The sequence below is a fragment of the Pelagibacterium xiamenense genome (genome assembly GCF_021166475.1).
GTDB classification, from domain to species: Bacteria; Pseudomonadota; Alphaproteobacteria; order Rhizobiales; family Devosiaceae; genus Pelagibacterium; species Pelagibacterium xiamenense.
In genome coordinates, this window is sequence record NZ_JAJOYS010000001.1 from 1,060,905 (window position 1) to 1,081,967 (window position 21,063).

A 21,063-nucleotide genomic window follows, 5' to 3' on the forward strand; every position below is an offset into this window, starting at 1 on the left:
AGCCGAGCATTTAGGCATTTAGCCCGCGTTTCGCCAGTCCAGCGCCGTATTTCCGCGGAAGACCGCGTCCACATGGGGCAAAAAAGCGTTCCCGGTAGCGCCATGCAGCACGAGCGGTGGCAGCAGCGTCAGCGGCGCGCGCGAGCCCTTGCGCCCTGAAATCAATACCCGGCTGGCGGGCGTTTCCGGTCGGGCCGCTATGGGCAAAACGGTAACCGCGCCCATGCGCGCGGTGAATGCCGCGAGCAGGTGGGGCAGGGCGGAAACCGTATGGATGAAGATCACTTCTGCGTGCGCATGTCCCGAAGAAACGGCAGTCTTCACCCACGCTTCGATCGCGGCCCCGTTCATGTGCCGCGCACGGGCCCGCGCGCCGTCCGGCGCGAGCGTCCCGTTGCCAAAATAAGGCGGGTTGGCGATGATGACGTCGTAGATGTCGGTCTCCAGCCCCGCCGCCGTTCGCGCCGCACCGGGCGCGGTAACATCGACGACCAGTGTGTCCACATGCCCCCCAAACCCGTTGCCGTCGGCATTGGTCCGGGCAAGCGCGGCCATGTCCGCGTCGATCTCGGCGAGATGCACCCGCATGTCCGGCCCATGCGCCAGTGCCACCAGTCCGGCGACACCGGCGCCTGCGCCCATATCGAGCAGTTTGCCCGTGCCCGGCGGCACGCTGGCGCCGAGAAGCACCGAATCGAGCCCGGCCCGAAACCCCCCTTTGGGCTGGCAAATGGACAATTTGCCGCCCAGAAAGGCATCGATTGTGGTGTCTTGATGTTTTACAAAACCGGGCGTCTGGTTTACCGACATATTCTGCTGTGCGCGCGCCGCCTCCGGGTGACGAGAAGACAACAATAGACGTTTGCAACGCGATGGCCTAGGGACGGGGCCGTCTTCGCGAAAAGAGATCTGACTTATGCCGGTTGAGAGCTTGGCGAAACAGTACGAGGCCGAAAGTTCCGGCGTTATGGACCGCCTGATTGCGGCCACGCGCGCGGACATGGACGCGGTCAACCGACTGATCCTGTCCCGGTCCGATTCCCCCGTCGACATGGTCCCCGAAATCGCCAATCACCTGATAGATGCCGGTGGCAAGCGGTTGCGCCCCATGCTGACCCTCGGCGCGGCGGCGCTTTTTGGCACGGCCGAAGGCAACGGCGTCCGTTTCGCCGCTGCGGTCGAATTCATGCACAACGCCACGCTCCTGCACGACGACGTCGTCGACGAGAGCGACATGCGCCGCGGCCGTCCCGCCGCGCGCACCATCTGGGGCAACCAGGCCTCAGTTCTGGTGGGCGACTTCCTTCTGGGGCAGGCTTTCCTGATGATGGTGGAATCGGGCGATCTCGACGCGCTGGGCGTTCTCTCGCGTGCCGCTGCGGTGATTGCCGAGGGCGAGGTGTTCCAGCTCGCCAAGGCCGGCGATCTTGCGACCACCCCAGCCGACTACGAAAAGATCATCCACGCCAAGACCGCCACGCTCTTTGAAGCGGCGACCGAGGTGGGCGCCATGGCCGGCGGAGCCGACCCGGTGGCGCGCAAGGCCCTCGCCGCCTATGGCCGCGAACTGGGCATGGCATTCCAACTCGTCGACGACGTGCTCGACTACGGTGGCGCCAAGGGCGCGTTGGGCAAGAACACCGGCGACGACCTGCGCGAGGGCAAGATGACCTTGCCCGTCATCCTCGCGATCGAGGCGGCGACGTCCGAGGAACGTCGCGTCATCGAATCCGCCCTCGGCAGGACCGAAGCGGGCGAGGCAGAACTCGAGGCGGTTCTGGTCATCCTCAACCGTTACGGAACGCTCGCCCAGACCATGGCCAAGGCCGAGCGCCACGCCGAAGCCGCGCGCGCCGCGCTGGCCGGCATCCCGCCCTCGAAGTGCCACGACATCCTTTACGACGTCCCAGAATTCTGCACGGCGAGAGCCTATTAGGCCGCACCGGCGCTGCTGCCAACGCCGCTTCGGAACTCCCATCTGCGGGGGGACGTCGCGATCGTCTTCTTTCGGCTTCCAGCGCCGGGGTCGCACGCCGCCGGGACTATCGTCCAAACAGCATCGCCACGCGTGCCCCGAGCAATTGCAGCATGAACCGCGCCGGATAGCCCTCCGAAAGCGGCACGTCGCCCCCCAGAGCGGCGGGTTCGGGGGCGTATTTGACGCAGATCCGCCCCTCGAGCGGCGGGACGCTTTCCGCGAACCGCCCGCTATAAAGGGAAACCCAGTGCCGGGCGTCGGCGAAGTCCATAAAGATCGGCGTTCCGCAGCACGTCGCGACCATCCGGCGCGTCGCGGACCCGGCTTTGAGCTTGCGGGCCTCCAAAAGGTCCCCGCCTTTAGCCGTGGCGATTCGGTCCTCGCGATAGACCAGATAGTCCGTCCCGCCATCGGCAGCCAGAGCACCCACCGCAGAAGAGCCCGCCTGGCAATCGTCGCAATAGCACGCGATATGCGCGATCGGCTTGCCGCGCGCCTCGATCTCGACAGCGCCGCAATGGCACCGCGCCATGCGCTTTTCCTGTGTCACCGGTGCTCTCCTTTTGCGCCATAGGCGGCCAGAAACACGCGCACGCCCTCATGCGCCATAGGCGGCCAGAAACACGCGCACGCCCTCATGCGCCTCCTTGCGCAATTCCTCGAGCCCGGGGATCGCATCGTCGCCCAGAAGCATTGCGCGGTTGAGCGGCGTCGACATCACCAGCCAGTTGAAATGCGCCGCCGTTCTCTCCGCGTCCTCGAAGGCGAGCACGCCGCGCGCTTTGAGTGTTTCGAAAATCCGCGCCAGCGTCGCGATCGCCCGCATCGGCCCACGCTCGTAGAGCACCTTCGCCAGCTCGGGAAACCGCGGCACCTCGCCGATCACCAGCCGCCGCAATTGCATGATGCGCGGGGTCAAAACGATATAGAGCTGGCGAAAGGCATAGTCCTCAAGATAGGCCGCAACGTTCTCGCTATCGACAGCGGGCGCCTCCTCATGCACGAGGTCGCCGGCCATATCCGTCATCGAGGAGACGATCTCGACGAACAGCGCCTCCTTGCTCGTAAAGTGCTTGTAGACCGTCTGCTTGGACACGGCCGAGCGCGCCGCGATCTCGTCCATATTGGTCCCCAGATACCCGTTGACCAGAAAGATCTCGGTCGCGGCATCGAGGATCGCCTTGCGCTTTTTCTCCGAGCGCGACCCCCCTGGATCGTCCCGCCCGCGCCCGTCCGGCGCCGCCTTCGTCATCAAACCTTCAACCGTCCAAATCAGTTTGCTGTTGACTCGATAGTACTGAACAGTCTAGTTCTCCGCAAGCCATGCAGTACTGGACGGTCTAGTTCTAGTTGGAAAGGCCACGCCATGACGACGTCCGCATTCCTGCTCGCCGCACTTGCAGCGGGTCTGAGCCTTGTGCCGCAAGCCGGGCCGGCCCACGCTCAGCAAACCCCAATCCAGGGAGAAACCGCCATGACCCAGTCGCCGGAAACCGGCACCCTCAAAGTGCCCGGCGCAACGCTTTACTACGAACGCTGGGGGCAGGGGCCGATGCTGCTCGTTATCCCCGGCGGCCCGCAGGATGCAGGGGTCTTCGCCGGCCTCGCCAGCGCGCTTTCGGACCGCTACACCGTCGTCGCCTACGACCCGCGCGGCAATTCGCGCTCAAGTTTCGATGGCGCCGTCCAGCCGCTCGATCTCGACACCCAGGCCGATGACGCCGCCGCGCTCATCGACGCGCTGGGGCAGGGCAGTGCGTACGTCTTCGGCACCAGCGGCGGCGCCCAGATCGGGCTCAACCTCGCCGCCCGCTATCCCGGAAAGGTCAAGGCGCTCCTCGCGCACGAACCGCCCACGACCATGCTCCTCGACGACCCCGCCGAGGCCATCGCCTTCGATCAGAAGGTCTACGAAACCTACAAGACCGAGGGGGTGGACGCCGCCATGGCCATGTTCTTCGGCGCCGCCGACCTTTCAGCCGCCCCGCCCGAATTCGACATGCCCCCCGAGGCCGCCGAAACCTTCGCGCGCGTTGCAGGCAATTTCGAATATTGGCTCGCCCACGGCATGCTGCCCCTCTCGCTCTACCGCCCCGACGTCGAGACCCTCAAGACCTCAGAGGTGCCCGTCATCGTCGGCATCGGCGCGCAATCGGAGGGCATGCCCATCTCCGAAATGAGCCGCGCGCTCGCCAGCGCGCTCGATGTTGCTCCCGTCACCTTCCCCGGCGATCATACAGGGTTCGAACAGGACCCGCAGACCTTCGCCCAAACGCTGCACCAGAGCTTGAGCGCCAATTAGGGAGCCTTGAAAATGCACATCCAATTCGCCGAACTGCCCGTATTCGACCAGGACCGCGCCAAGGCCTTCTATACCGAAAACCTCAATTGCACCGTCGCCGCCGACGCCCCCATGGGTAAGGACGGCTGGCGCTGGATCGAACTCGGCTTCCCCGGCGCCCGGACCCACCTCCACTTCATCCGCCGCGAAAACGACGCACCCTCCGACATGCCCGTCCTCGTGCTCGTCGAGCGCGACGTCGCCGCCGCAATAGAAGGCCTCCGCGCCAAGGGCGTCGAGATTATCACCGAACCCCACGAGCCCGCCTGGCAACCCGGCCGCACCGTCGCCGAATTCCGCGACAGCGAGGGCAACCGCATGGTGATCGGGACGCCGTAGGATACCCTCGCTTCGCGCCGCCCCCACCCAATGGACTTTCGCTCCATCCCCTGCTACCGCTTCGCGCAACACGTTAGACCCGCCCAAGGCCATCGACATCATGCCCGAATTGTTGCTCGAGCTCTTTTCCGAGGAAATTCCCGCCCGCCTGCAGCGCCGCGCTGCCGAGGACTTGAAGAAAGCCGTCACCAACGCCCTCGTCGATAGCGGCCTTGTCTATGAAAGCGCCGGCGCCTTCGCCACCCCGCGCCGCCTCGCGCTGACCGTCACCGGCTTGCCTGCCGCATCCCCCGACACCCGCGAGGAGCGCAAGGGCCCCAAGGTCGGCGCTCCCGACAAGGCCGTCGAGGGCTTTTTGCGCGGCGCCGGGCTTGGTTCTATCGACGAGGCCAAGATCCAGTCCGACCCCAAAAAGGGCGATTTCTACGTCGCGGTGATCGAGAAAAAGGGCGCCCCGGCCATCGAGATCCTCAAGGACATCCTGCCCAAAACGGTGCAGTCCTTCCCCTGGGGCAAGCCCATGCGCTGGGGTTCGGGGCGGCTCGAATGGGTGCGCCCCCTGCGCGCCGTCACCGCCACCTTCGGCCCCGAGGGCGAGGAGCCCGAAATCGTGCCGTTCGAGATCGACGGCATCGCGACGGGCAACCAGACCTTCGGCCACCGCTTCCTCGCCCCCGACGCGATCAAGGTCCGCCGCTTCGACGACTACGTACAGGCGCTCGAAAAGGCGAAAGTCGTCCTCGATATCGACCGGCGCAAGGACATCATCCGCGCCGACGCCCGCCAGCTCGCCTTCGCCCAGGGGCTCGAGCTCATCGAGGACGAGGGGCTTCTCGAAGAAGTCGCCGGCCTCGTCGAGTGGCCCGTCGTCATGATGGGGAGCTTCGACGAAGCCTTCCTCTCGGTCCCCGAGGAAGCCATCATCGCCACCATCCGCGCCAACCAGAAATGCTTCTGCCTGCGCGACGCGGCCACCGGCAAACTCGCCAACCGGTTCATCCTCACCTCCAACCTCGTCGCCGAGGACGACGGCAAGACCATCGTTTCGGGCAATGAGCGCGTCATCCGCGCGCGGCTCTCGGACGCCAAGTTCTTCTACGACACCGACCTGGCAACGCCGCTCGCGGACAATCTTCCGAAGCTTGAAAACGTCGTCTTCCACGCCAAGCTCGGCACGCAGGCCGAGCGTGTCGCCCGCATCGAAAAACTCGCCGCCGAAATCGCACCGCTGGTCGGCGCCGACGTCACCGACGCCCGGCGTGCCGCGCAGCTCTCCAAGGCCGACCTCCCCACAGGCATGGTCGGCGAATTTCCCGAGCTGCAGGGCCTGATGGGCCGCTATTACGCCCTCGCGCAAGGCGAAAAGCCTCAGGTCGCCGCCGCCATCGAGGACCACTACAAGCCGCTCGGCCCCTCCGACCGCGTCCCCACCGATCCCGTCGCCATCGCCGTCGCACTCGCCGACAAGCTCGACATCCTCACCGGCTTCTGGGCCATCGACGAAAAGCCGACAGGCAGCAAGGACCCCTACGCCCTGCGCCGCGCCGCGCTGGGTGTGATCCGTATTATTACGGAGAACGACCTGCGCCTCGCCCTCAACGCCTTCGTGAAGAACGGCGACCTCCTCGCCTTCTTCCACGACCGCCTCAAGGTCTCCCTCCGCGACGCCGGCGCCCGTCACGACCTCGTCGACGCCGTCATTTCCGGGGACAGCGACGACATCCTCCAGATCGTCTCCCGCGTCACCGCGCTCGGCACGCTGCTTGAAACTGACGACGGCAAGGCGCTCCTTGCGGGCTATAAGCGCGCCGTTAATATCGTCGTCGCCGAGGAGAAGAAGGACAACACGGCCTATACCGGCGGCGTCGACGCCAAGGCCCTCACCGCCCCCGAGGAAACCGAACTGGCAACCGCCATCGACCTTGCCCGCACCGCCGTCGACGCCAAGCTCGCCGCCGACGACTACGCAGGCGCCGTCAGCGCGCTCGCGGCGCTCCGCGCGCCGGTCGATGCCTTCTTCGAGGCCGTGCTCGTCAACGACACCGATCCCGCCATTCGCGCCAACCGCCTCAACCTCCTCGCCAGACTCCGCGACACGATGCACCTTGTCGCCGATTTCGGTAAGGTCGCCGGATAAGCGAAAAACAAAGACGGAGCCACCCCATGAGCGTCGGCCTTATCGCCCTCCTCGACGACGTCGCCGCCATCGCCAAGGTCGCCGCTGCCTCGCTCGACGATATCGCCGGGCAGGCGATGAAAGCCGGGGCCAAGGCTGCCGGTGCGGTAATCGACGACGCGGCAGTCACGCCGCGCTACATTCATGGCTTTTCGCCCGAACGCGAATTGCCCATCGTGCGCAAGATCGCGATCGGATCCATCAAGAACAAGCTGATCTTCCTGCTCCCCGCGGCGCTGCTTTTGAGCCTGTTTCTGCCCTGGCTGATCAATCCGCTGCTGATGATCGGCGGCGCCTATCTTTGCTATGAGGGCGCGGAAAAAATATTCGCGATGCTCTTCCCCCACCAGGCGCATCATCATGAAGCCAAGGTGGAACCGTCCCCCGCCAATGCGGACAAGCTCGAGGCCGAGCGCGTCGCCGGCGCCATCAAGACCGACTTCATCCTCTCCGCCGAAATCATGACAATCGCCCTTGCCGCGATCCCTTCGGGCAATATCGCCTATCAGGCCGCTGTTCTCGCCCTCGTCGCCTTCGGCATCACCGGTATCGTCTATGGCGGCGTGGCGCTCATCGTAAAGGCCGACGATTTCGGCCTCTACCTCGCCAAAAACGGCCGCACCGGCTGGGGCAGGGCGCTCGGCCGCGGCATCGTCAAGGCCATGCCGGGTTTCATGAAAACCCTCGCGCTCGTGGGCACCGCGGCAATGGTCTGGGTCGGCGGCGGCATCATCGTTCATGGACTGGCCGGCTTCGGCCTCGACGCCCCCGAACACTGGATCGAAGACGCCGCCCACGCGGTCGAAGCCATCGTTCCTGCCATCGGCGGCGTCATCGGCTGGCTCACCACGGCCACCCTGGCCGGCATTCTCGGGCTCATTGTGGGCTTCGTATTGATACCGGTCGCCGAATACGCAATCGCGCCTGTGCTCGGGATATTCCGCAAGGAAAAGCCCGCGGCGCACTAACCCGCCCGCGCGCCCTTTTTGAACGGCGCCATCCCCTCATTGGCGAGTTGATCGGCGCGCTCGTTGAGGTCGTGCCCGGCATGTCCGCGCACCCAGTGCCAGTTGACCGTGTGCCGCGATACCGCTGCATCGAGCGCCTGCCAGAGTTCGACATTCTTCACCGGCTTTTTCGCCGCTGTCTTCCAGCCGTTCTTTTTCCAAGAGAACAACCAGCCATTGATGCCGTTCTTGACGTATTGGCTGTCGGTATAAATTTCGACCGTGCACGGTCGTTTCAGGGCGTTGAGCGCCTCGATGGCCGCGGTCAGTTCCATCTGGTTGTTGGTCGTCAGCGGCGCGCCGCCCTTGAGCTCTTTTGTGGTCCCGCCATATTGCAGGATCGCCCCCCAGCCTCCCGGGCCGGGATTGCCCGAGCATGCTCCATCGGTATGGATCACCACGCTCTGGCTCATCCTTCGGGCCGCTCCATTTTGAGAAACTGCGTCTTGAGCCCGCCCTCGGCGTCCGCGACATGCGTCGGTGTCATCCCGATCTTCTTGAGGACGTGGATCGAGGCGGTATTGCGCGTATCCGCGAGCCCGATAAAGCGCGGTTCGTCCGTGCTTGCGAAATACCAGTCGCGCAATCCCGCGGCCGCCTCGGTCGCGTAGCCTTGTCCCCAATGCTCGCGAAAAAACGTATAGCCAAGCTCGGGCTCGCCCGCGTAAATCCCGAACCCGGCCCGCCCGATGAACCGCGCGTCGGATTTCCGCCGCACGCGCAGTTTCCCAAGCCGCCGGGTCTCATAAAGCCCGATCCAGCTTTCAAGCGCCGCGCGCGCCATGTCGCGGGTCCACACGGTTCCCGAGATCGTCAGATATTGCGTGACCACAGGGTCGCCGTGCAGCGCCACAAGATCGTCGAGCTGATCGATTGTCCAGCTTTCGAGGACCAGCCGCTCGGTTTCGAGAACCGTCTCGCTCACGCCACGTGCCCGGACGCCGCTTCGAGTTCGCGCAGGACGCGCGGGATGTTGAAGGCGATATTCTCGTCCGCCGTTGAAACCATCTCGACCTGAACCGCGAACCGCTCCGCAAACGCGTCGATCACCTCTTCGACCAGCGCCTCGGGCGCCGACGCCCCGGCGGTGATCCCGATCGAGGTGACGCCTTCGAGTTGGTCCCAGTCGATATCGCTTGCCCGCTGCACCAGCACCGAAACCCGGCACCCGGCGCGCTCGCCCACTTCCACAAGCCGCATCGAGTTCGACGAATTGGGCGCCCCCACGACGATCATCGCATCGACCTTCGGCGCCACGGCCTTCACGGCCTCCTGCCGGTTGGTGGTCGCATAGCAGATGTCTTCCTTGTGCGGCACGGCAATCTCGGGGAACCGGCTCTTGAGCACCATCACGATGGCAGATGTGTCGTCCACCGAAAGCGTCGTCTGCGTCACGAGCGCCAGATTGGCCGGATCGCGCGGCGCGAAGGTCTCCGCGTCCGCAACGGTTTCGACGAGCGTGATTTTGCCCGGCGGCAGCTGCCCCATCGTGCCGATGACTTCGGGATGCCCCTTGTGTCCGATAAGGACGATATCGCGTCCTTCCTCGGCATGCCGTTGGGCCTCCACATGCACCTTGGTGACCAGCGGACAGGTCGCATCGAGATAGAACATGTTCCGGTGCCGCGCTTCCTCCGGCACCGATTTGGCAACCCCGTGCGCGGAGAATATCACCGGCGCCTCGGTTCCGGCGGGGATTTCCGAAAGCTCCTCGACAAATACCGCGCCCTTGGCCCGCAGCCCGTCGACGACGTATTTGTTGTGCACGATCTCGTGCCGCACATAAACGGGCGCGCCGTACTTCTTGAGCGCCAGATCGACGATCTGGATGGCGCGGTCGACGCCCGCGCAGAACCCGCGCGGGGCGCACAAATAGATATCGAGAAGGGGTTTGGCGCTCATAGCCCTGACATGCGGTTTCCCCCCGCCCAAGTCAAGCCACGATATTCGGTCAATTGACCGCAGCGTGGGCTGTTGCCCAATGCCCCGGTCATGGGCAATATGGCCGGGAATCAAAGGGATTTTCCGGTGGCACCTTCCCAGCAGATGTTTGCGCTCGCGCCGGCCATGGGCCTGCCGTCGCTCGCCAAGAGCCAGATACGGCTTCTGGTGGGCAAGGCGTTGTGGGTCTATTCCATGGCCGAGGCGGGGCTGCCGGTCGTCCCCACCATCGCAATCACCCGTGCATCCTGGGATGCGCTGCAGGCCGAGCGCACAACCCGCAGCGACAGCCTGCGCAAGGTCTGGGTCGCGACGCTCTTCAAGCTCGTCAAGCCCGGCAGCCAGCCGCCCGACCTCGTGGTCAGGACCTCAGCGCCAAAGCATCTGCCTGGTTTGAAGCCCGCCAAGATCGGTATTCCCGCGCCACAAAGCGAGGAGGACGCCGTCGATACCGAGCGCCCCCTCGGCAAGGCCATCGCCGCGGCCTTCGCCTCATACGGTGCTCCCGAAGGCTGGGCCGGCGAAGCCGAACTTGAAGCGCGCGAAAACCAGATCGTGGTTGTCCAGGCCAAAGCTTCAGGCCGGCTCGAGCAATTCCTCACGCGCGACACCTCGACCGGCGCCTTCGGTCCCGTCGCTCTCCCCGGCGACCGCCTGCCCAAACTGCCGCAAAGCGCCCTCGACCTTGCCAAGGCGCTCGACGCGGCCTCGGGCCAGCATATGGCCTGCGTCGTCGCGATCGCTGGCGAGGAAGCGCAATTTCTCTCCGCCCGCGCGGTGGAAGTGAGCGCCGGCGCGCAACTCGAAGCCGCCGTCGACAGGGTCGACCGCAAGGTCTGGACCCCCGCCGAAGCCGTCCGCCGCTTCAACCCTTCGCAACTGCCGCAATTGCTGCACCCCAGGCTTGCCGACGGCGCGGGCACCGAGCCGCTCGCCAGCGGTCTCGGCGTTTCCCCGGGCGCAGCCAGCGGCGAGATCGTCTTTTCCCCCGAAGACGCCGCCCGCGTCCGCGCCCGGGGGCGCCACTGCATCCTCGTTGTCATGGAAACCGGCCCCGGCGATATCGAGGGCATGAAGGCGGCAACCGGTGTCCTGACCGCCCGCGGCGGCATGACGAGCCACGCCGCGGTGGTCGCGCGCATCACCGGCAAGCCCTGCGTCGCCGGCGTCAAGGCACTGCAGATCGACGCTTCGAGCGGCACCTGCCGGATCGGCGAGCGCAGCTTTGCCGCCGGCGACAAGATCACTATCGATGGCACCGAGGGCCAGGTCTTCGCCGGCGCGCTGCCGCTCTCGCGTCCACACATCGGCGGCGCGCTCTCGCGACTGCTCGATTGGGCCGACGACAGCCGCACCATTGCCGTGCGCACCAACGCCGAAACCATCGAGGCCACGCGCACTGCGCTGAGCTTCGGCGCCGAAGGCATCGGGTTGGCGCGCTCCGAGCACATGTTCTTTTCCTCCGACCGCATGCTCGCGCTCAGGCGTCTTATTCTCTCGGAAAGCGAGGACGACCGCGCCACCGCGCTCGAAGGGCTCGTCGACTACCAGGCCGCCGACTACGCAGCGCTTTTTGCCACCATGCAGAACAAGCCGGTCAACGTCCGCCTGTTCGACCCGCCTTTGCACGAATTCCTGCCCCGCGCCGAAGACGATATCGAGGAAACCGCGTCCGCCCTCGGGCTCTCGGTCAAGGCGCTCCACGCCCGGCTCGAACGTCTCGTCGAGGTCAATCCCATGCTCGGGCATCGCGGCTGCCGGCTCATCATCACCTATCCCGAAATCCTCTCGATGCAGATCCGCGCCCTCGTCGCCGGCGTCGAGGCGGCCATGGACAACCAGGACCAGCCGGTCAATCTCGAGATCATGGTGCCCTTCGTTACCTCCGCGCGCGAGGTCGCCTGGGTCAAATCCCGCGTGCGCGACCTCGTCGGCAACGCCGAGGTCTTCCGCGAGGGCGCCAGCCTCGCCTTCGGCACCATGATCGAGCTCCCCCGCGCCTGCCTGCGCGCCGGCGATATCGCGCGGGAAGTCGATTTCATCTCCTTCGGAACCAACGATCTGACCCAGACCACCTACGGCATCTCCCGCGACGACGCCCCCGCTTTCCTCGCCACCTATCACCGCCGCGCGCTTTACGACGTCGATCCCTTCGTCACCATCGACCAGCGCGGCGTGGGCGAGCTGATCCGCATTGCCATCGAACGGGGCAGGGCGGTCAATCCGCATCTCAAGGTCGGCATCTGCGGCGAACACGCGGGCGAACCGCGCTCCCTGCAATTCTTCTCCAGCCTCGATATCGACTACGTAAGCTGCTCCCCCTACCGCGTCCCGGTCGCGCGCATGGTGCTGGCGCAGGAGGATGTGTAGCCCGCGCCGCCGCACTCAAATTTGGTCAGCCTTGCTGTCACATCTGTGCCGGAAAATTTCCTCGCCCGCGCCCGATTGTCTCCCTGCCCGCGCCCGAATGCCCCTGTTTACACCTTTCTAACCTTAATAATCGATCATCCCGATTGTCGGCATTTGATCGGGTTTGTGTTGCTTTTGGGCATCACGGGGCTTGCGGTCACGATTTGAGCCGCTGCGGAGGGCTTTGAAAGCCGCCTGCCGGGCTCGCGTACTGCCGAAGAGTTGCGTGGCGTTCGGTGCGCCTGACCGGCCCTTGGGGGCGCTGTCGCACCGATATAAAGTAGTTGGCGTGAAAGTATGGCGTATCGGCAGCACCCGGTGCGGGCAAAAAGGGCCCGTGCATCGCTCAGACCAGCGCGTGCCGTTTTGGGGCTCGCGCTCAGCCTTTCGCTTTTTGGCATGACCACGGTTCCCACCGGCGGCAGCCGCACCTTCGATCCCGCTACCGAAATGCCCGCGACGCCCGCCGCGTTCCTGAGCTATGAAGCCGGCACCCCGGTCATCACGGGCTCCGTCGCGCCGCTGTTCGAAAACGCCGTGTTCACCGGCCCGAACCGTTTGGGCAAGACCGGCCGCGCCGCGCCGCCAACCGACATCGCCGAATTCTCCGGCGCATTCGACGAGGCGCGCATGGCCATCGCCTCGGCCCGCTCGCTCGAAGATGCGAACGTCACCCGGCAGTCGGCGGTGATGGTGGCGGAGACAGAGGACGAAGGCGGCCCGCGGATGTCCGTTGCCTCCATAGACCCCGAAATGGTCTCCTCGGGCGGGCTCGCGGCCATCGACGCCGTGTCCGGCAATCCCGCGCCGGTCGATGTCCCCGAGACGCTCGCCTACGCCCGCGCCAACACCCCCGCGACCGATTTCACCCCGCGGCACAGTTATTCAGAGCGCGAGCAGTGGTGCCTCTCCACCGGCATTTATTTCGAAGCGCGCGGCGAAAGCTATCGCGGCCAGGTCGCCGTTGCGCAGGTCATCATGAACCGCGTCGCGCACCATAATTACCCCGACACCATCTGCGGCGTAGTCTACCAGAACCAGCACCGGCGCAACGCCTGCCAGTTCTCCTTCGCCTGCGACGGCATCGCCGACCGCATCAACGAGCCGGACGCCTGGGCGCAGGCCAAGGAGATCACCGCCGAAGTTCTCAACGAGGATATCTATCTTTCCGAAGTGGCCGACGCGACCCACTACCACGCGACCTATGTCCGCCCCCATTGGGCCCGCAACATGGAGCAGGTCACCCAGGTCGGCCTTCACGTTTTCTATAGGTTCAAGCCCGGCTGGCTGTTCGGGTAGGCTACCGGTTGGTGTAGCACGCCATGAAGCTGCCGCCCGACATGCACGAGTGCAGCCCCAGATCGGTGATCCTGGTGTAGGTCTGGAGCCCGTTCGGCGCCTCGCCCCAGATCAGGATCGAAGACGACGTGCCCCGCGTCCCCCTATATGACAGCGTCGCCTCCGAAACCAGTTGCCACAGTTTGCGCGGCGAAAACACCGGCCGCACCTCGATCCCCGGATATTGCACATAGGGCGAAACGATCGCGTCGCTCGAATAGACCCCGGTCGCCGTCGTCGCGATGTTGACCTCGGTCACTTTGCCATAGCCGATCTTGCGCACGCTCGCCGTGCTGGTCGGTTCGAGCGACACCCAGTCCTCGGCCGTAACGTCGTAATCCCGCCCCTCGAACGTCACGAGATTGGAAAGTGGCGCGTCTTCGTCCGCAAACGCCCCGCTTGCCCCCAAAAGCGCAACACAGATGAACAAAAACGCCACCGCGACCCGGATATGCGGGGCGATCAGCGTGCTGTGGTGGGCGGGCTTGTAACGGGCGGGTCGCATGGCCAATCCTCAAAGCGTCAACGTTGCGTTAACACTTTATCAACCTTTCCGGCCCGTTAACGCAAAGCCCTTCCTTCGCGACGGTTAATACCTAAAATTCGATTCAAACTTTAAGGATTTCAATGCGTTGGCCAAAGCCTGGGAACCGGCGGGTTCCGGCTTCAGCGCTCTACGAAAAGGCTGTCGAAAACGCCCACGAAGCGCTCATGGGCTTCCTGGGTCGGCCAGGGGCGAATCAGCCGCTCGAACCCCGGCAGGTCGAAGCCCGCCAGCGTCGGCTCACCGAAAATCTTGCGCGCCTCGTCCGCCCCGAACCCTGCAAGGTTCACGGCCTCGAAGAACGCCGCTTCCTTGTCGGCGCGCTTGATGAGCTTGCGCACCGCGGTCGGCGGCGTTGCGGGCAGCCCGAACCGGATATGGATGGCGCTCAGGAGCCGTTCCTCGACCTCACGGTAATTGCCCCCCATCGCCGCCTTGAACGGGGAGATGATGTCGCCCATCACGTATTCGGGCGCGTCGTGCAAAAGCGCATAAAGCTGGGTGACGTCGTCGATATCGGTGTCCATCGCCCCGACGATCTCGGTTACGAGCACCGAATGCTGAGCGACCGAATAGGCATAATCGCCCCGCGTCTGCCCATTCCAGCGCGCGACCCGCGCCAGCCCGTGGGCGATGTCGGATAGTTCCACGTCGAGCGGGGAGGGGTCCAGAAGGTCGAGCCGGCGGCCCGAAAGCATGCGCTGCCAGGCGCGCGATTGTGCCCTTGCCATCCGGCCCCCGTGTCTTGATTACTGTTCGGAATCGGTCATCTCGACAGCGAAACCGTAGCGCGCCCACCCGGGCAGGGCAAGCTGCACGGGCGCGTCGTCGAGCGTCACCTGATCCGTTTCGCCCACCTTGTCGAGACGGACGATGGCGACCGCACTGCCGCCGACCGGCGTCCCGATCGCGCCGACCGATTTGCCGCTCAGTAGAAGGGTGTCCCCGCGCGCCGCTGCCTTGACCCCCGAGACGATCACCGGCCGCCGCCGCGCCGTTCCGCGATGCTGCATGCGCGAGACCACTTCCTGGCCCACATAGCATCCCTTCTTGAAATCGACGCCGCCGAGCTGGTCCATCCCGATATCGTGCGGGAACGCATCCTCGGTATCGAAGTCCCACCCCAGCGCCGCAATGCCCGCGCCGACCCGCGCCGCCTCCGGCGCATCGCCCTCAGTCCAGTCCGCCGCCGCGCCGGCTTCCGCGATCACGCGATAGCCGAGCTCTTCGCCGCGCGCGTCCGCATGGACGATCCCGTTCTCCGGTGCCGCCTCGGCCCAGCCCACGCGGTGGCTCTCGTTCAGCATCTCGATCTCGAGCTTGGCGCGCAGCTTGTACATCCGCATGCGCTTGTGGAAATTCTCCGCCACGCTCTCATGGACATCCACCCAGTGCGCGCCCTCGGCCCAACCGATCAAACCCTCGGCGATGATCTTGCCCTGTGGCGTCAAAAGCGCGAACCAGCGCGCCACACCCTCGGTCTCGTCGACGGGCGCGGTCAGGACATCACCCAGAAGATGCGTCGCATCGGGTCCGGAAAACCGGAAAACGATACGATCCGCACGCAAATAAACGGTCATTTCAGGCTCCAATCTGGACTCCGCGTCCCGCGCTCCGCTACACCCGGTAGCAATTACCACCACCACCGGGAGCGTTTGCCATGAGTCGCCACTTCGATTGTCTCTTCAAAGGCGGCACGCTGGTCAACCACGATGGCATAGGTGGTGCCGATATCGGCGTTTCCAAGGGCAAGATCGCCGCCATCGGTTCGCTTTCCACCGCCACCGCCGATAAGATCGTCGATTGCACCGGGCTGACCATCCTCCCCGGCGTCATCGACACCCAGGTCCACTTCCGCGAACCCGGCCTCGACCACAAGGAAGACCTCGCAACCGGCTCGCTCTCGGCTGTCATGGGCGGGGTGACGGGCGTTTTCGAAATGCCCAACACCAATCCCCTCACCACCAGCCGCGAAACCTTCGAGGACAAGATCGCCCGCGCGACGAACCGCATGCACTGCGATTTTGCCTTCTATATCGGCGGCACCCGCGAAAATACCGCCGATCTCCCGGTTCTCGAACGCCTCCCAGGCTGCGCGGGCGTCAAGGTCTTTATGGGCTCCTCGACCGGCTCGCTGCTCGTTGCCGACGACGAGGGCGTCGAAGCGATCCTCAGCGCCATCTCGCGCCGCGCGGCCTTCCATTCCGAAGACGAATACCGCCTCGAAGAGCGTAAATCCGTCCGCGTCGAAAACGACCCGTCCTCACACCCGCTCTGGCGCGATCCCGAAGCGGCGCTCAAGAGCACGAAGCGTCTCGTCGGCCTCGCCCGCAAGACCGGAAAGCGCATCCACGTCCTCCACATCTCGACGAAAGAAGAGATCGAATACCTTGCCGGTCACAAGGACGTTGCGAGCGTCGAAGTCACCCCGCACCATCTGACCCTCGACGAGACCGCCTATACGCGGCTGGGCACCTATGCGCAGATGAACCCGCCCGTTCGCGACGCCGAGCACCGCGAGGGCATCTGGAAAGGCGTCGCCAACGGCGTCGCCGATATCCTCGGCTCGGACCACGCCCCGCATCTGCGTGAGGAAAAGGACAAGCCCTACCCGGCGTCCCCCTCGGGCATGACCGGCGTCCAGACCCTCGTCCCCATCATGCTCGACCACGTCAACGCCGGCCGCCTCTCGCTCCAGCGCTTCGTCGACATGACCAGCCACGGCCCCAACCGCCTCTTCAATCTCGCCTGCAAGGGCCGCATCGCGGTGGGCTACGACGCGGACCTGACCGTCGTCGACATGAACCGCACCGAAGCCATCACCAACGACTGGGTCGCCTCGAAGGCCGGCTGGACGCCCTATGACGGCGTTTCGGTCAAGGGCTGGCCGGTCGGCACCGTCATCCGCGGCGCAACCGTGATGTGGGAAAACGAACTCGTCACCCCCGCCCAGGGCCAACCCATCCGCTTCATGGAAACACTGCAGCCGGAGGGGTAGGGCACCCGGCGGCACACCTTCCAACGAGCAGGATGGCCGCGTCTCGAATGACGGGCCACCGCGAGTACAGCCCGGCACCTCCCCCTTTTGCGGGGATTTGGCGCAAGCCGAAAAAATCGGCGCCCCCCAAGTCATTATCGGCGCGCCAGGCACTGCATGGTCTCCCTCCCCCTTGTGGGGAGGGATTAAGGGTAGGGGTGTTCGGCGCGCATAGCGCAACCCTGAACCTAAGCCACTGCCATCAGGCTCGCATTCCCGCCAGCCGCCGCCGTATTCGTGCTGATCGCCACCTCGTTGACGAGCAGGTCCACGGCATAAACCGCCTCGCCGCTCTCGAGCAGCCCGGTCGCAAATCCCTGTACCAGGACGATCGCCCCCTCGCGCTCCGCCGCCCGGCGGCTCATCGCGCCGACCGTCTCCGCATCGCCTTCGACGAGCACCGCATCGGCCCGCTCGAAGTCCTCAGCGCCCGCCATTTTGACGCGCGAACCGATCTCCTGCGGCAGCGACGCGACCAGTGCCTCGATCTCGCTGCCGCCCTCGACCACGGCGTCATTGCCCGCCGCCAGCGCTGCTGCCAACCCATGCGCCAGCCCCGTCAGCGTCTGCGGCGCGACGAGCACCACGCCCTTGCCGTGCGTGAGATAGACGTTCTTCTCACCCACGGGACCGCTGAGTTCGCTCTCCGCATTGATCGCCGGATGCCGTCCGTACCGCAGAACCGCGTCGGCGAGTTGATCCTCGTCTCGCGCGTCGACCCATTCGGCAAGCCCCTGCAGGGTCGGGCCGGGCTGCCGCAGCGGCAGGTCGAACACCTTCCGGCTCGTCGTCGAAACCAGGCGCCGCAGGTATAGCGGCCCGCCGGCCTTCGGCCCCGTGCCCGAGAGCCCGTGCCCGCCAAACGGCTGCACCCCGACCACGGCGCCGATCTGGTTGCGGTTGATGTAGATATTGCCCACTTCGACCGCGCCCGCGACGTCGGCCATGGTCTTGTCGATCCGCGTATGGAGCCCGAAGGTGAGCCCGTACCCGAGCGCGTTGATCTTTTCGATCAGCGCATCGAGCGCGTTCCGCTTGTAGCGCACCACGTGCAGCACCGGCCCGAACACCTCGGGCCCGAGATCGGAAATATCCTTGAGTTCGATGATCGTCGGCGGCACGAAGGTGCCGTGTGCGGTGGACCCAGGCAGGTCCAGCGTCGTCACATTGAACCCCTTCTCCCGCATCCTCTCGATATACCCGGCGATAGTGTCACGCGCCTCTTCGGTAATCACCGGGCCGACATCGGTCGCAAGCCGGTCGGGTTTACCCAGCGTCAGCTCGCGCGTTGCGCCCTTGAGCATCTCGAGCGTCCGGTCGGCCACTTCCTCCTGCAGGCACAGGACCCGCAGCGCCGAACACCTTTGCCCCGCGCTGTCGAAGGCCGAGGCGATCACATCGAGCACCACCTGTTCGGTCAGCGCCGAACTGTCGACGACGAGTGCGTTCTGCCCTCCGGTTTCCGCCACCAGCGGGATCGGCGCGCCATTGGGCAGCGTCCGCCCGGCCAGTTGCCGTGCAATCGCGTGCGCCACCGGAACCGACCCGGTGAACATCACCCCGCACACCGCTTCATGAGCAACGAGCGCCGCGCCGATCGACCCGTCGCCGGGTATGAACTGCAGAACGTCCTGAGGCACCCCGGCCTCGTGGAACAGGCGCACTGCCTCCTGCGCGATGATCGGCGTCTCTTCCGCCGGCTTGGCGACGACCGGATTGCCCGCCCCGAGCGCCGCGGCCACCTGTCCGGTGAAGATCGCAAGCGGGAAGTTCCACGGCGAAATACACACCACCGGCCCGAGCGCACGATGGGTCGCGTTGTCGAACGTCTCGTCCACCTGCTGTCCGTAATAGCGCAGGAAATCGACCGCCTCGCGCACCTCGGCAACCGCGTTCGCCGCCGTCTTTCCGGCTTCGCGCATGGCCAGCGCCATGAAGCGCTCCATGCGGTCTTCCATTGCATCGGCGACGCGATAAAGGATCGCCGCGCGCGCTGAGGGCGCCTCGGCGGCCCACCCGGGCGCAGCCGCGCTGGCCCGCGCCATCACCTCCGGTACCATCGCCTCGGTCGGCTCATGGACCATCCCGACCACGTCGCGGTGGTCGGCCGGATTGACCGACGGCCGGTTCGGGCCGCCCTTGTCCTCGCCCGCAGTCCACTCCGTCTCGACGGTCGCGTCCAGCGCCTCCGAAAGCGCGATCAGCGCATCTTCGTTGCTCAGGTCGAGCCCTCGCGAATTGGTCCGCCCCCGCGCGAGAATGTCCTTGGGCAGCGCGATATCGGGGTGCTTCGACCCCACCGGCGAAATCGCCTTCGCAACCGCCACCGGGTCGGCCACCAGCCGCCCGACCGGGATATCCTCATCGGCGATCTGGTTGACGAAGCTCGAATTCGCTCCGTTCTCCAAAAGCCGGCGCACCAGATATGCCAGAAGCGTCGAATGGCTGCCCACCGGCGCGTAGATCCGGCACGGCCGGTCCAGCTTCTCCTTGGGTACGACCTCGTTATAAAGCGGCTCGCCCATCCCGTGCAGGCACTGGAACTCGTAGTCGCCGCGTTTGAAGTCCGGCCCGGCCAGCGTATAGATCGTCGCCATCGTCTGCGCGTTATGCGTCGCGAACTGCGGAAACACATGCGCCCGCGCGTCCAGAAGCTTCCGCGCGCACGCGATATAGCTCACATCCGTGTGCACCTTGCGGGTAAAGACCGGGAAATCCTCGAGCCCTTCGATCTGCGCGCGCTTGATCTCAGAATCCCAGTACGCGCCCTTCACCAGCCGCACCATGATCCGGTGCCCGCTGCGCTTTGCAAGGTCGATGATCCAGTCGAGAACATAGGGGCAGCGCTTGGAATAGGCCTGAACGACAAAACCGATCCCGTCCCAGCCCGCATAGGCCGGGTCCATCGCCAGCGCCTCGAGCAGATCGAGCGAAATCTCGAGCCGGTCCATCTCCTCCGCATCGATGTTGAGCCCGATCCCATAGCCTTTGGCCAGCGCCGCAAGCTCCTTGAGCCGCGGCAGCAATTCCCCCACCACCCGGTCATATTGTGCCCGCGCATAGCGCGGATGGAGCGCCGAGAGCTTGATCGAAATCCCGGGCGCCTCGTAAAGCCCCTTGCCCTTGGCCGCCTTGCCGATGGCGTGGATGGCCCGGACATAGTCGTCCATATAGCGCTGGGAGTCCTCGGCCGTCGTCGCGGCCTCCCCGAGCATGTCGTAGGAGTAGGAAAAGCCCTTTTCCTCCAGCCGCCTGCCGTTCTTGATGGCTTCCTTGATCGTCTGCCCGCAGACGAACTGCTCGCCGAGCATCTTCATCGCCATTTTGACCCCGGCCCGGATCACCGGTTCGCCCGAGCGCGAGACGAGCCGCGACAGCGCGTTCGAAAGTCCCTGCTCGTCCACCGGCGTCACCAGCCGCCCGGTCACCACCAGCCCCCACGTCGCCGCGTTGACGAAGATCGACCGGTCCATGCCCAGATGGCTCTGCCAGTTCCCCGGCGCGATCTTGTCGGCAATCAGGAGATCCCGCGTCTCGTTGTCCGGCGTGCGCAACAGCGCCTCGGCCAGGCACATGAGCGCAATGCCTTCCTGGCTCGAAAGCGCATACTCATGGATCAGCCCGTCAATGCCCCAGCCCGGCCCGTGGGTACGGATGGCCCTGACGGTCTTTTCCGCCAGCGCGCGGATCTTGTCCGCCTCCGCGCTCGAAACCGTCGCCGCTTCTAAAAGCGGCGGCACGGCCTCGGCCTCTGGCCGCCGGTAGGCCGCCGTGATCGCCGCCCTCAGCGGCTCGCCCTCGCGCGGCGTGCGTCCCAGAAACTCGGAAAAGGGGCGCGCCGGAGCGTTGGAAACGGGCGCGGTCTTCGCATCGATAGCCATCGCAGGATGCCTCAGTGCTGTAATGATAACTATGGTCGCTTGCCGCTTTAAGGGCAATTGCACCGAGCATGT

Annotated in this window: 18 protein-coding genes; 8 read left to right on the forward strand and 10 right to left on the reverse strand. The window is 65.4% G+C overall.

Going from position 1 to position 21,063, the window contains the following annotated elements; all coding sequences use genetic code 11:
• Positions 1-18 precede the first annotated feature (18 nt).
• On the reverse strand, positions 19-738 hold the full coding sequence (locus LSG43_RS05200; protein WP_231801796.1) for a tRNA1(Val) (adenine(37)-N6)-methyltransferase: 720 nt from the start codon (positions 736-738) through the stop codon (positions 19-21).
• A gap of 178 nt (positions 739-916) precedes the next feature.
• On the opposite strand from LSG43_RS05200, the gene LSG43_RS05205 reads away from it, so the two are divergent.
• A complete protein-coding gene (locus tag LSG43_RS05205; protein ID WP_231801797.1) occupies positions 917-1,936 on the forward strand; it encodes a polyprenyl synthetase family protein in 1,020 nt (339 codons plus the stop codon).
• Positions 1,937-2,042: 106 nt separating this feature from the next.
• Here the strand turns inward: LSG43_RS05205 and LSG43_RS05210 are convergent, their stop codons facing one another.
• Positions 2,043-2,528: a GFA family protein gene (locus LSG43_RS05210; protein WP_231801798.1), complete on the reverse strand. Its 486-nt coding sequence runs from the start codon at positions 2,526-2,528 to the stop codon at positions 2,043-2,045.
• A 48-nt stretch (positions 2,529-2,576) separates the two neighbouring features.
• Positions 2,577-3,230, reverse strand: coding sequence for a TetR/AcrR family transcriptional regulator (locus LSG43_RS05215; protein ID WP_231801799.1), 654 nt, complete (start codon positions 3,228-3,230; stop codon positions 2,577-2,579).
• Between the two features lie 114 nt (positions 3,231-3,344).
• Here LSG43_RS05215 and LSG43_RS05220 point away from each other — a divergent pair, with 114 nt between their 5' ends.
• From LSG43_RS05220 to LSG43_RS05235, 4 genes are all read left to right on the forward strand, one after another.
• Entirely contained in the window at positions 3,345-4,280 is a 936-nt protein-coding gene (locus LSG43_RS05220; protein ID WP_231801800.1) for an alpha/beta fold hydrolase, read from the forward strand.
• Between the two features lie 12 nt (positions 4,281-4,292).
• Positions 4,293-4,658 carry a VOC family protein gene (locus LSG43_RS05225; protein ID WP_231801801.1) on the forward strand — a complete coding sequence of 122 codons (366 nt, stop codon included), beginning with the start codon at positions 4,293-4,295 and terminating at the stop codon, positions 4,656-4,658.
• A gap of 100 nt (positions 4,659-4,758) precedes the next feature.
• Positions 4,759-6,795, forward strand: coding sequence for a glycine--tRNA ligase subunit beta (gene glyS / locus LSG43_RS05230; protein WP_231801802.1), 2,037 nt, complete (start codon positions 4,759-4,761; stop codon positions 6,793-6,795).
• A gap of 26 nt (positions 6,796-6,821) precedes the next feature.
• Positions 6,822-7,802: a DUF808 domain-containing protein gene (locus LSG43_RS05235; protein ID WP_231801803.1), complete on the forward strand. Its 981-nt coding sequence runs from the start codon at positions 6,822-6,824 to the stop codon at positions 7,800-7,802.
• Here the strand turns inward: LSG43_RS05235 and rnhA are convergent.
• The 3 genes from rnhA to ispH are packed head-to-tail and all read right to left on the reverse strand — an operon-like array spanning position 7,799 to position 9,743.
• On the reverse strand, positions 7,799-8,254 hold the full coding sequence (gene rnhA, locus LSG43_RS05240; protein ID WP_231801804.1) for a ribonuclease HI: 456 nt from the start codon (positions 8,252-8,254) through the stop codon (positions 7,799-7,801). The two genes, LSG43_RS05235 and rnhA, sit on opposite strands and share 4 nt — an antisense overlap.
• Entirely contained in the window at positions 8,251-8,766 is a 516-nt protein-coding gene (locus LSG43_RS05245; protein WP_231801805.1) for a GNAT family N-acetyltransferase, read from the reverse strand. Before LSG43_RS05245 ends, rnhA begins: the two co-directional genes overlap by 4 nt.
• Positions 8,763-9,743 (reverse strand): 4-hydroxy-3-methylbut-2-enyl diphosphate reductase, encoded by a 981-nt coding sequence (gene ispH, locus LSG43_RS05250; RefSeq protein ID WP_231801807.1) that lies wholly within the window; start codon positions 9,741-9,743, stop codon positions 8,763-8,765. Before ispH ends, LSG43_RS05245 begins: the two co-directional genes overlap by 4 nt.
• A gap of 126 nt (positions 9,744-9,869) precedes the next feature.
• Here ispH and LSG43_RS05255 point away from each other — a divergent pair, with 126 nt between their 5' ends.
• The gene (locus LSG43_RS05255) at positions 9,870-12,152 is read left to right on the forward strand and encodes a putative PEP-binding protein (RefSeq protein WP_231801808.1); all 2,283 of its coding nucleotides are present in this window, start codon (positions 9,870-9,872) and stop codon (positions 12,150-12,152) included.
• Between the two features lie 336 nt (positions 12,153-12,488).
• A complete protein-coding gene (locus tag LSG43_RS05260) occupies positions 12,489-13,490 on the forward strand; it encodes a cell wall hydrolase (protein ID WP_231801809.1) in 1,002 nt (333 codons plus the stop codon).
• Position 13,491: 1 nt separating this feature from the next.
• Here the strand turns inward: LSG43_RS05260 and LSG43_RS05265 are convergent, their stop codons facing one another.
• The 3 genes from LSG43_RS05265 to ygfZ form a co-directional block, all read right to left on the reverse strand.
• Positions 13,492-14,034 carry a hypothetical protein gene (locus LSG43_RS05265; protein WP_231801810.1) on the reverse strand — a complete coding sequence of 181 codons (543 nt, stop codon included), beginning with the start codon at positions 14,032-14,034 and terminating at the stop codon, positions 13,492-13,494.
• 161 nt (positions 14,035-14,195) lie between these two features.
• Positions 14,196-14,804: an HD domain-containing protein gene (locus tag LSG43_RS05270; RefSeq protein WP_231801811.1), complete on the reverse strand. Its 609-nt coding sequence runs from the start codon at positions 14,802-14,804 to the stop codon at positions 14,196-14,198.
• Between the two features lie 18 nt (positions 14,805-14,822).
• Positions 14,823-15,653, reverse strand: a complete 831-nt coding sequence (gene ygfZ, locus LSG43_RS05275; RefSeq protein WP_231801812.1) for a CAF17-like 4Fe-4S cluster assembly/insertion protein YgfZ — start codon at positions 15,651-15,653, stop codon at positions 14,823-14,825.
• A gap of 80 nt (positions 15,654-15,733) precedes the next feature.
• Here ygfZ and LSG43_RS05280 point away from each other — a divergent pair, with 80 nt between their 5' ends.
• The gene (locus LSG43_RS05280) at positions 15,734-17,071 is read left to right on the forward strand and encodes a dihydroorotase (protein ID WP_231801813.1); all 1,338 of its coding nucleotides are present in this window, start codon (positions 15,734-15,736) and stop codon (positions 17,069-17,071) included.
• Positions 17,072-17,298: 227 nt separating this feature from the next.
• Here the strand turns inward: LSG43_RS05280 and putA are convergent, their stop codons facing one another.
• A complete protein-coding gene (putA, locus tag LSG43_RS05285; protein WP_231801814.1) occupies positions 17,299-20,991 on the reverse strand; it encodes a trifunctional transcriptional regulator/proline dehydrogenase/L-glutamate gamma-semialdehyde dehydrogenase in 3,693 nt (1,230 codons plus the stop codon).
• Positions 20,992-21,063: the final 72 nt, after the last annotated feature.

Bases quoted from the DNA above. Each gene is read 5' to 3' on its own strand.
- LSG43_RS05205 (WP_231801797.1), top strand. From the start codon at position 917: ATGCCGGTTGAGAGCTTGGCGAAACAGTACGAGGCCGAAAGTTCCGGC.
- LSG43_RS05215 (WP_231801799.1), bottom strand. From the start codon at position 3,230: ATGACGAAGGCGGCGCCGGACGGGCGCGGGCGGGACGATCCAGGGGGG.
- LSG43_RS05220 (WP_231801800.1), top strand. From the start codon at position 3,345: ATGACGACGTCCGCATTCCTGCTCGCCGCACTTGCAGCGGGTCTGAGC.
- LSG43_RS05225 (WP_231801801.1), top strand. From the start codon at position 4,293: ATGCACATCCAATTCGCCGAACTGCCCGTATTCGACCAGGACCGCGCC.
- glyS (WP_231801802.1), top strand. From the start codon at position 4,759: ATGCCCGAATTGTTGCTCGAGCTCTTTTCCGAGGAAATTCCCGCCCGC.
- LSG43_RS05235 (WP_231801803.1), top strand. From the start codon at position 6,822: ATGAGCGTCGGCCTTATCGCCCTCCTCGACGACGTCGCCGCCATCGCC.
- rnhA (WP_231801804.1), bottom strand. From the start codon at position 8,254: ATGAGCCAGAGCGTGGTGATCCATACCGATGGAGCATGCTCGGGCAAT.
- ispH (WP_231801807.1), bottom strand. From the start codon at position 9,743: ATGAGCGCCAAACCCCTTCTCGATATCTATTTGTGCGCCCCGCGCGGG.
- LSG43_RS05260 (WP_231801809.1), top strand. From the start codon at position 12,489: ATGGCGTATCGGCAGCACCCGGTGCGGGCAAAAAGGGCCCGTGCATCG.
- LSG43_RS05265 (WP_231801810.1), bottom strand. From the start codon at position 14,034: ATGCGACCCGCCCGTTACAAGCCCGCCCACCACAGCACGCTGATCGCC.
- LSG43_RS05270 (WP_231801811.1), bottom strand. From the start codon at position 14,804: ATGGCAAGGGCACAATCGCGCGCCTGGCAGCGCATGCTTTCGGGCCGC.
- ygfZ (WP_231801812.1), bottom strand. From the start codon at position 15,653: ATGACCGTTTATTTGCGTGCGGATCGTATCGTTTTCCGGTTTTCCGGA.
- LSG43_RS05280 (WP_231801813.1), top strand. From the start codon at position 15,734: ATGAGTCGCCACTTCGATTGTCTCTTCAAAGGCGGCACGCTGGTCAAC.
- putA (WP_231801814.1), bottom strand. From the start codon at position 20,991: ATGGCTATCGATGCGAAGACCGCGCCCGTTTCCAACGCTCCGGCGCGC.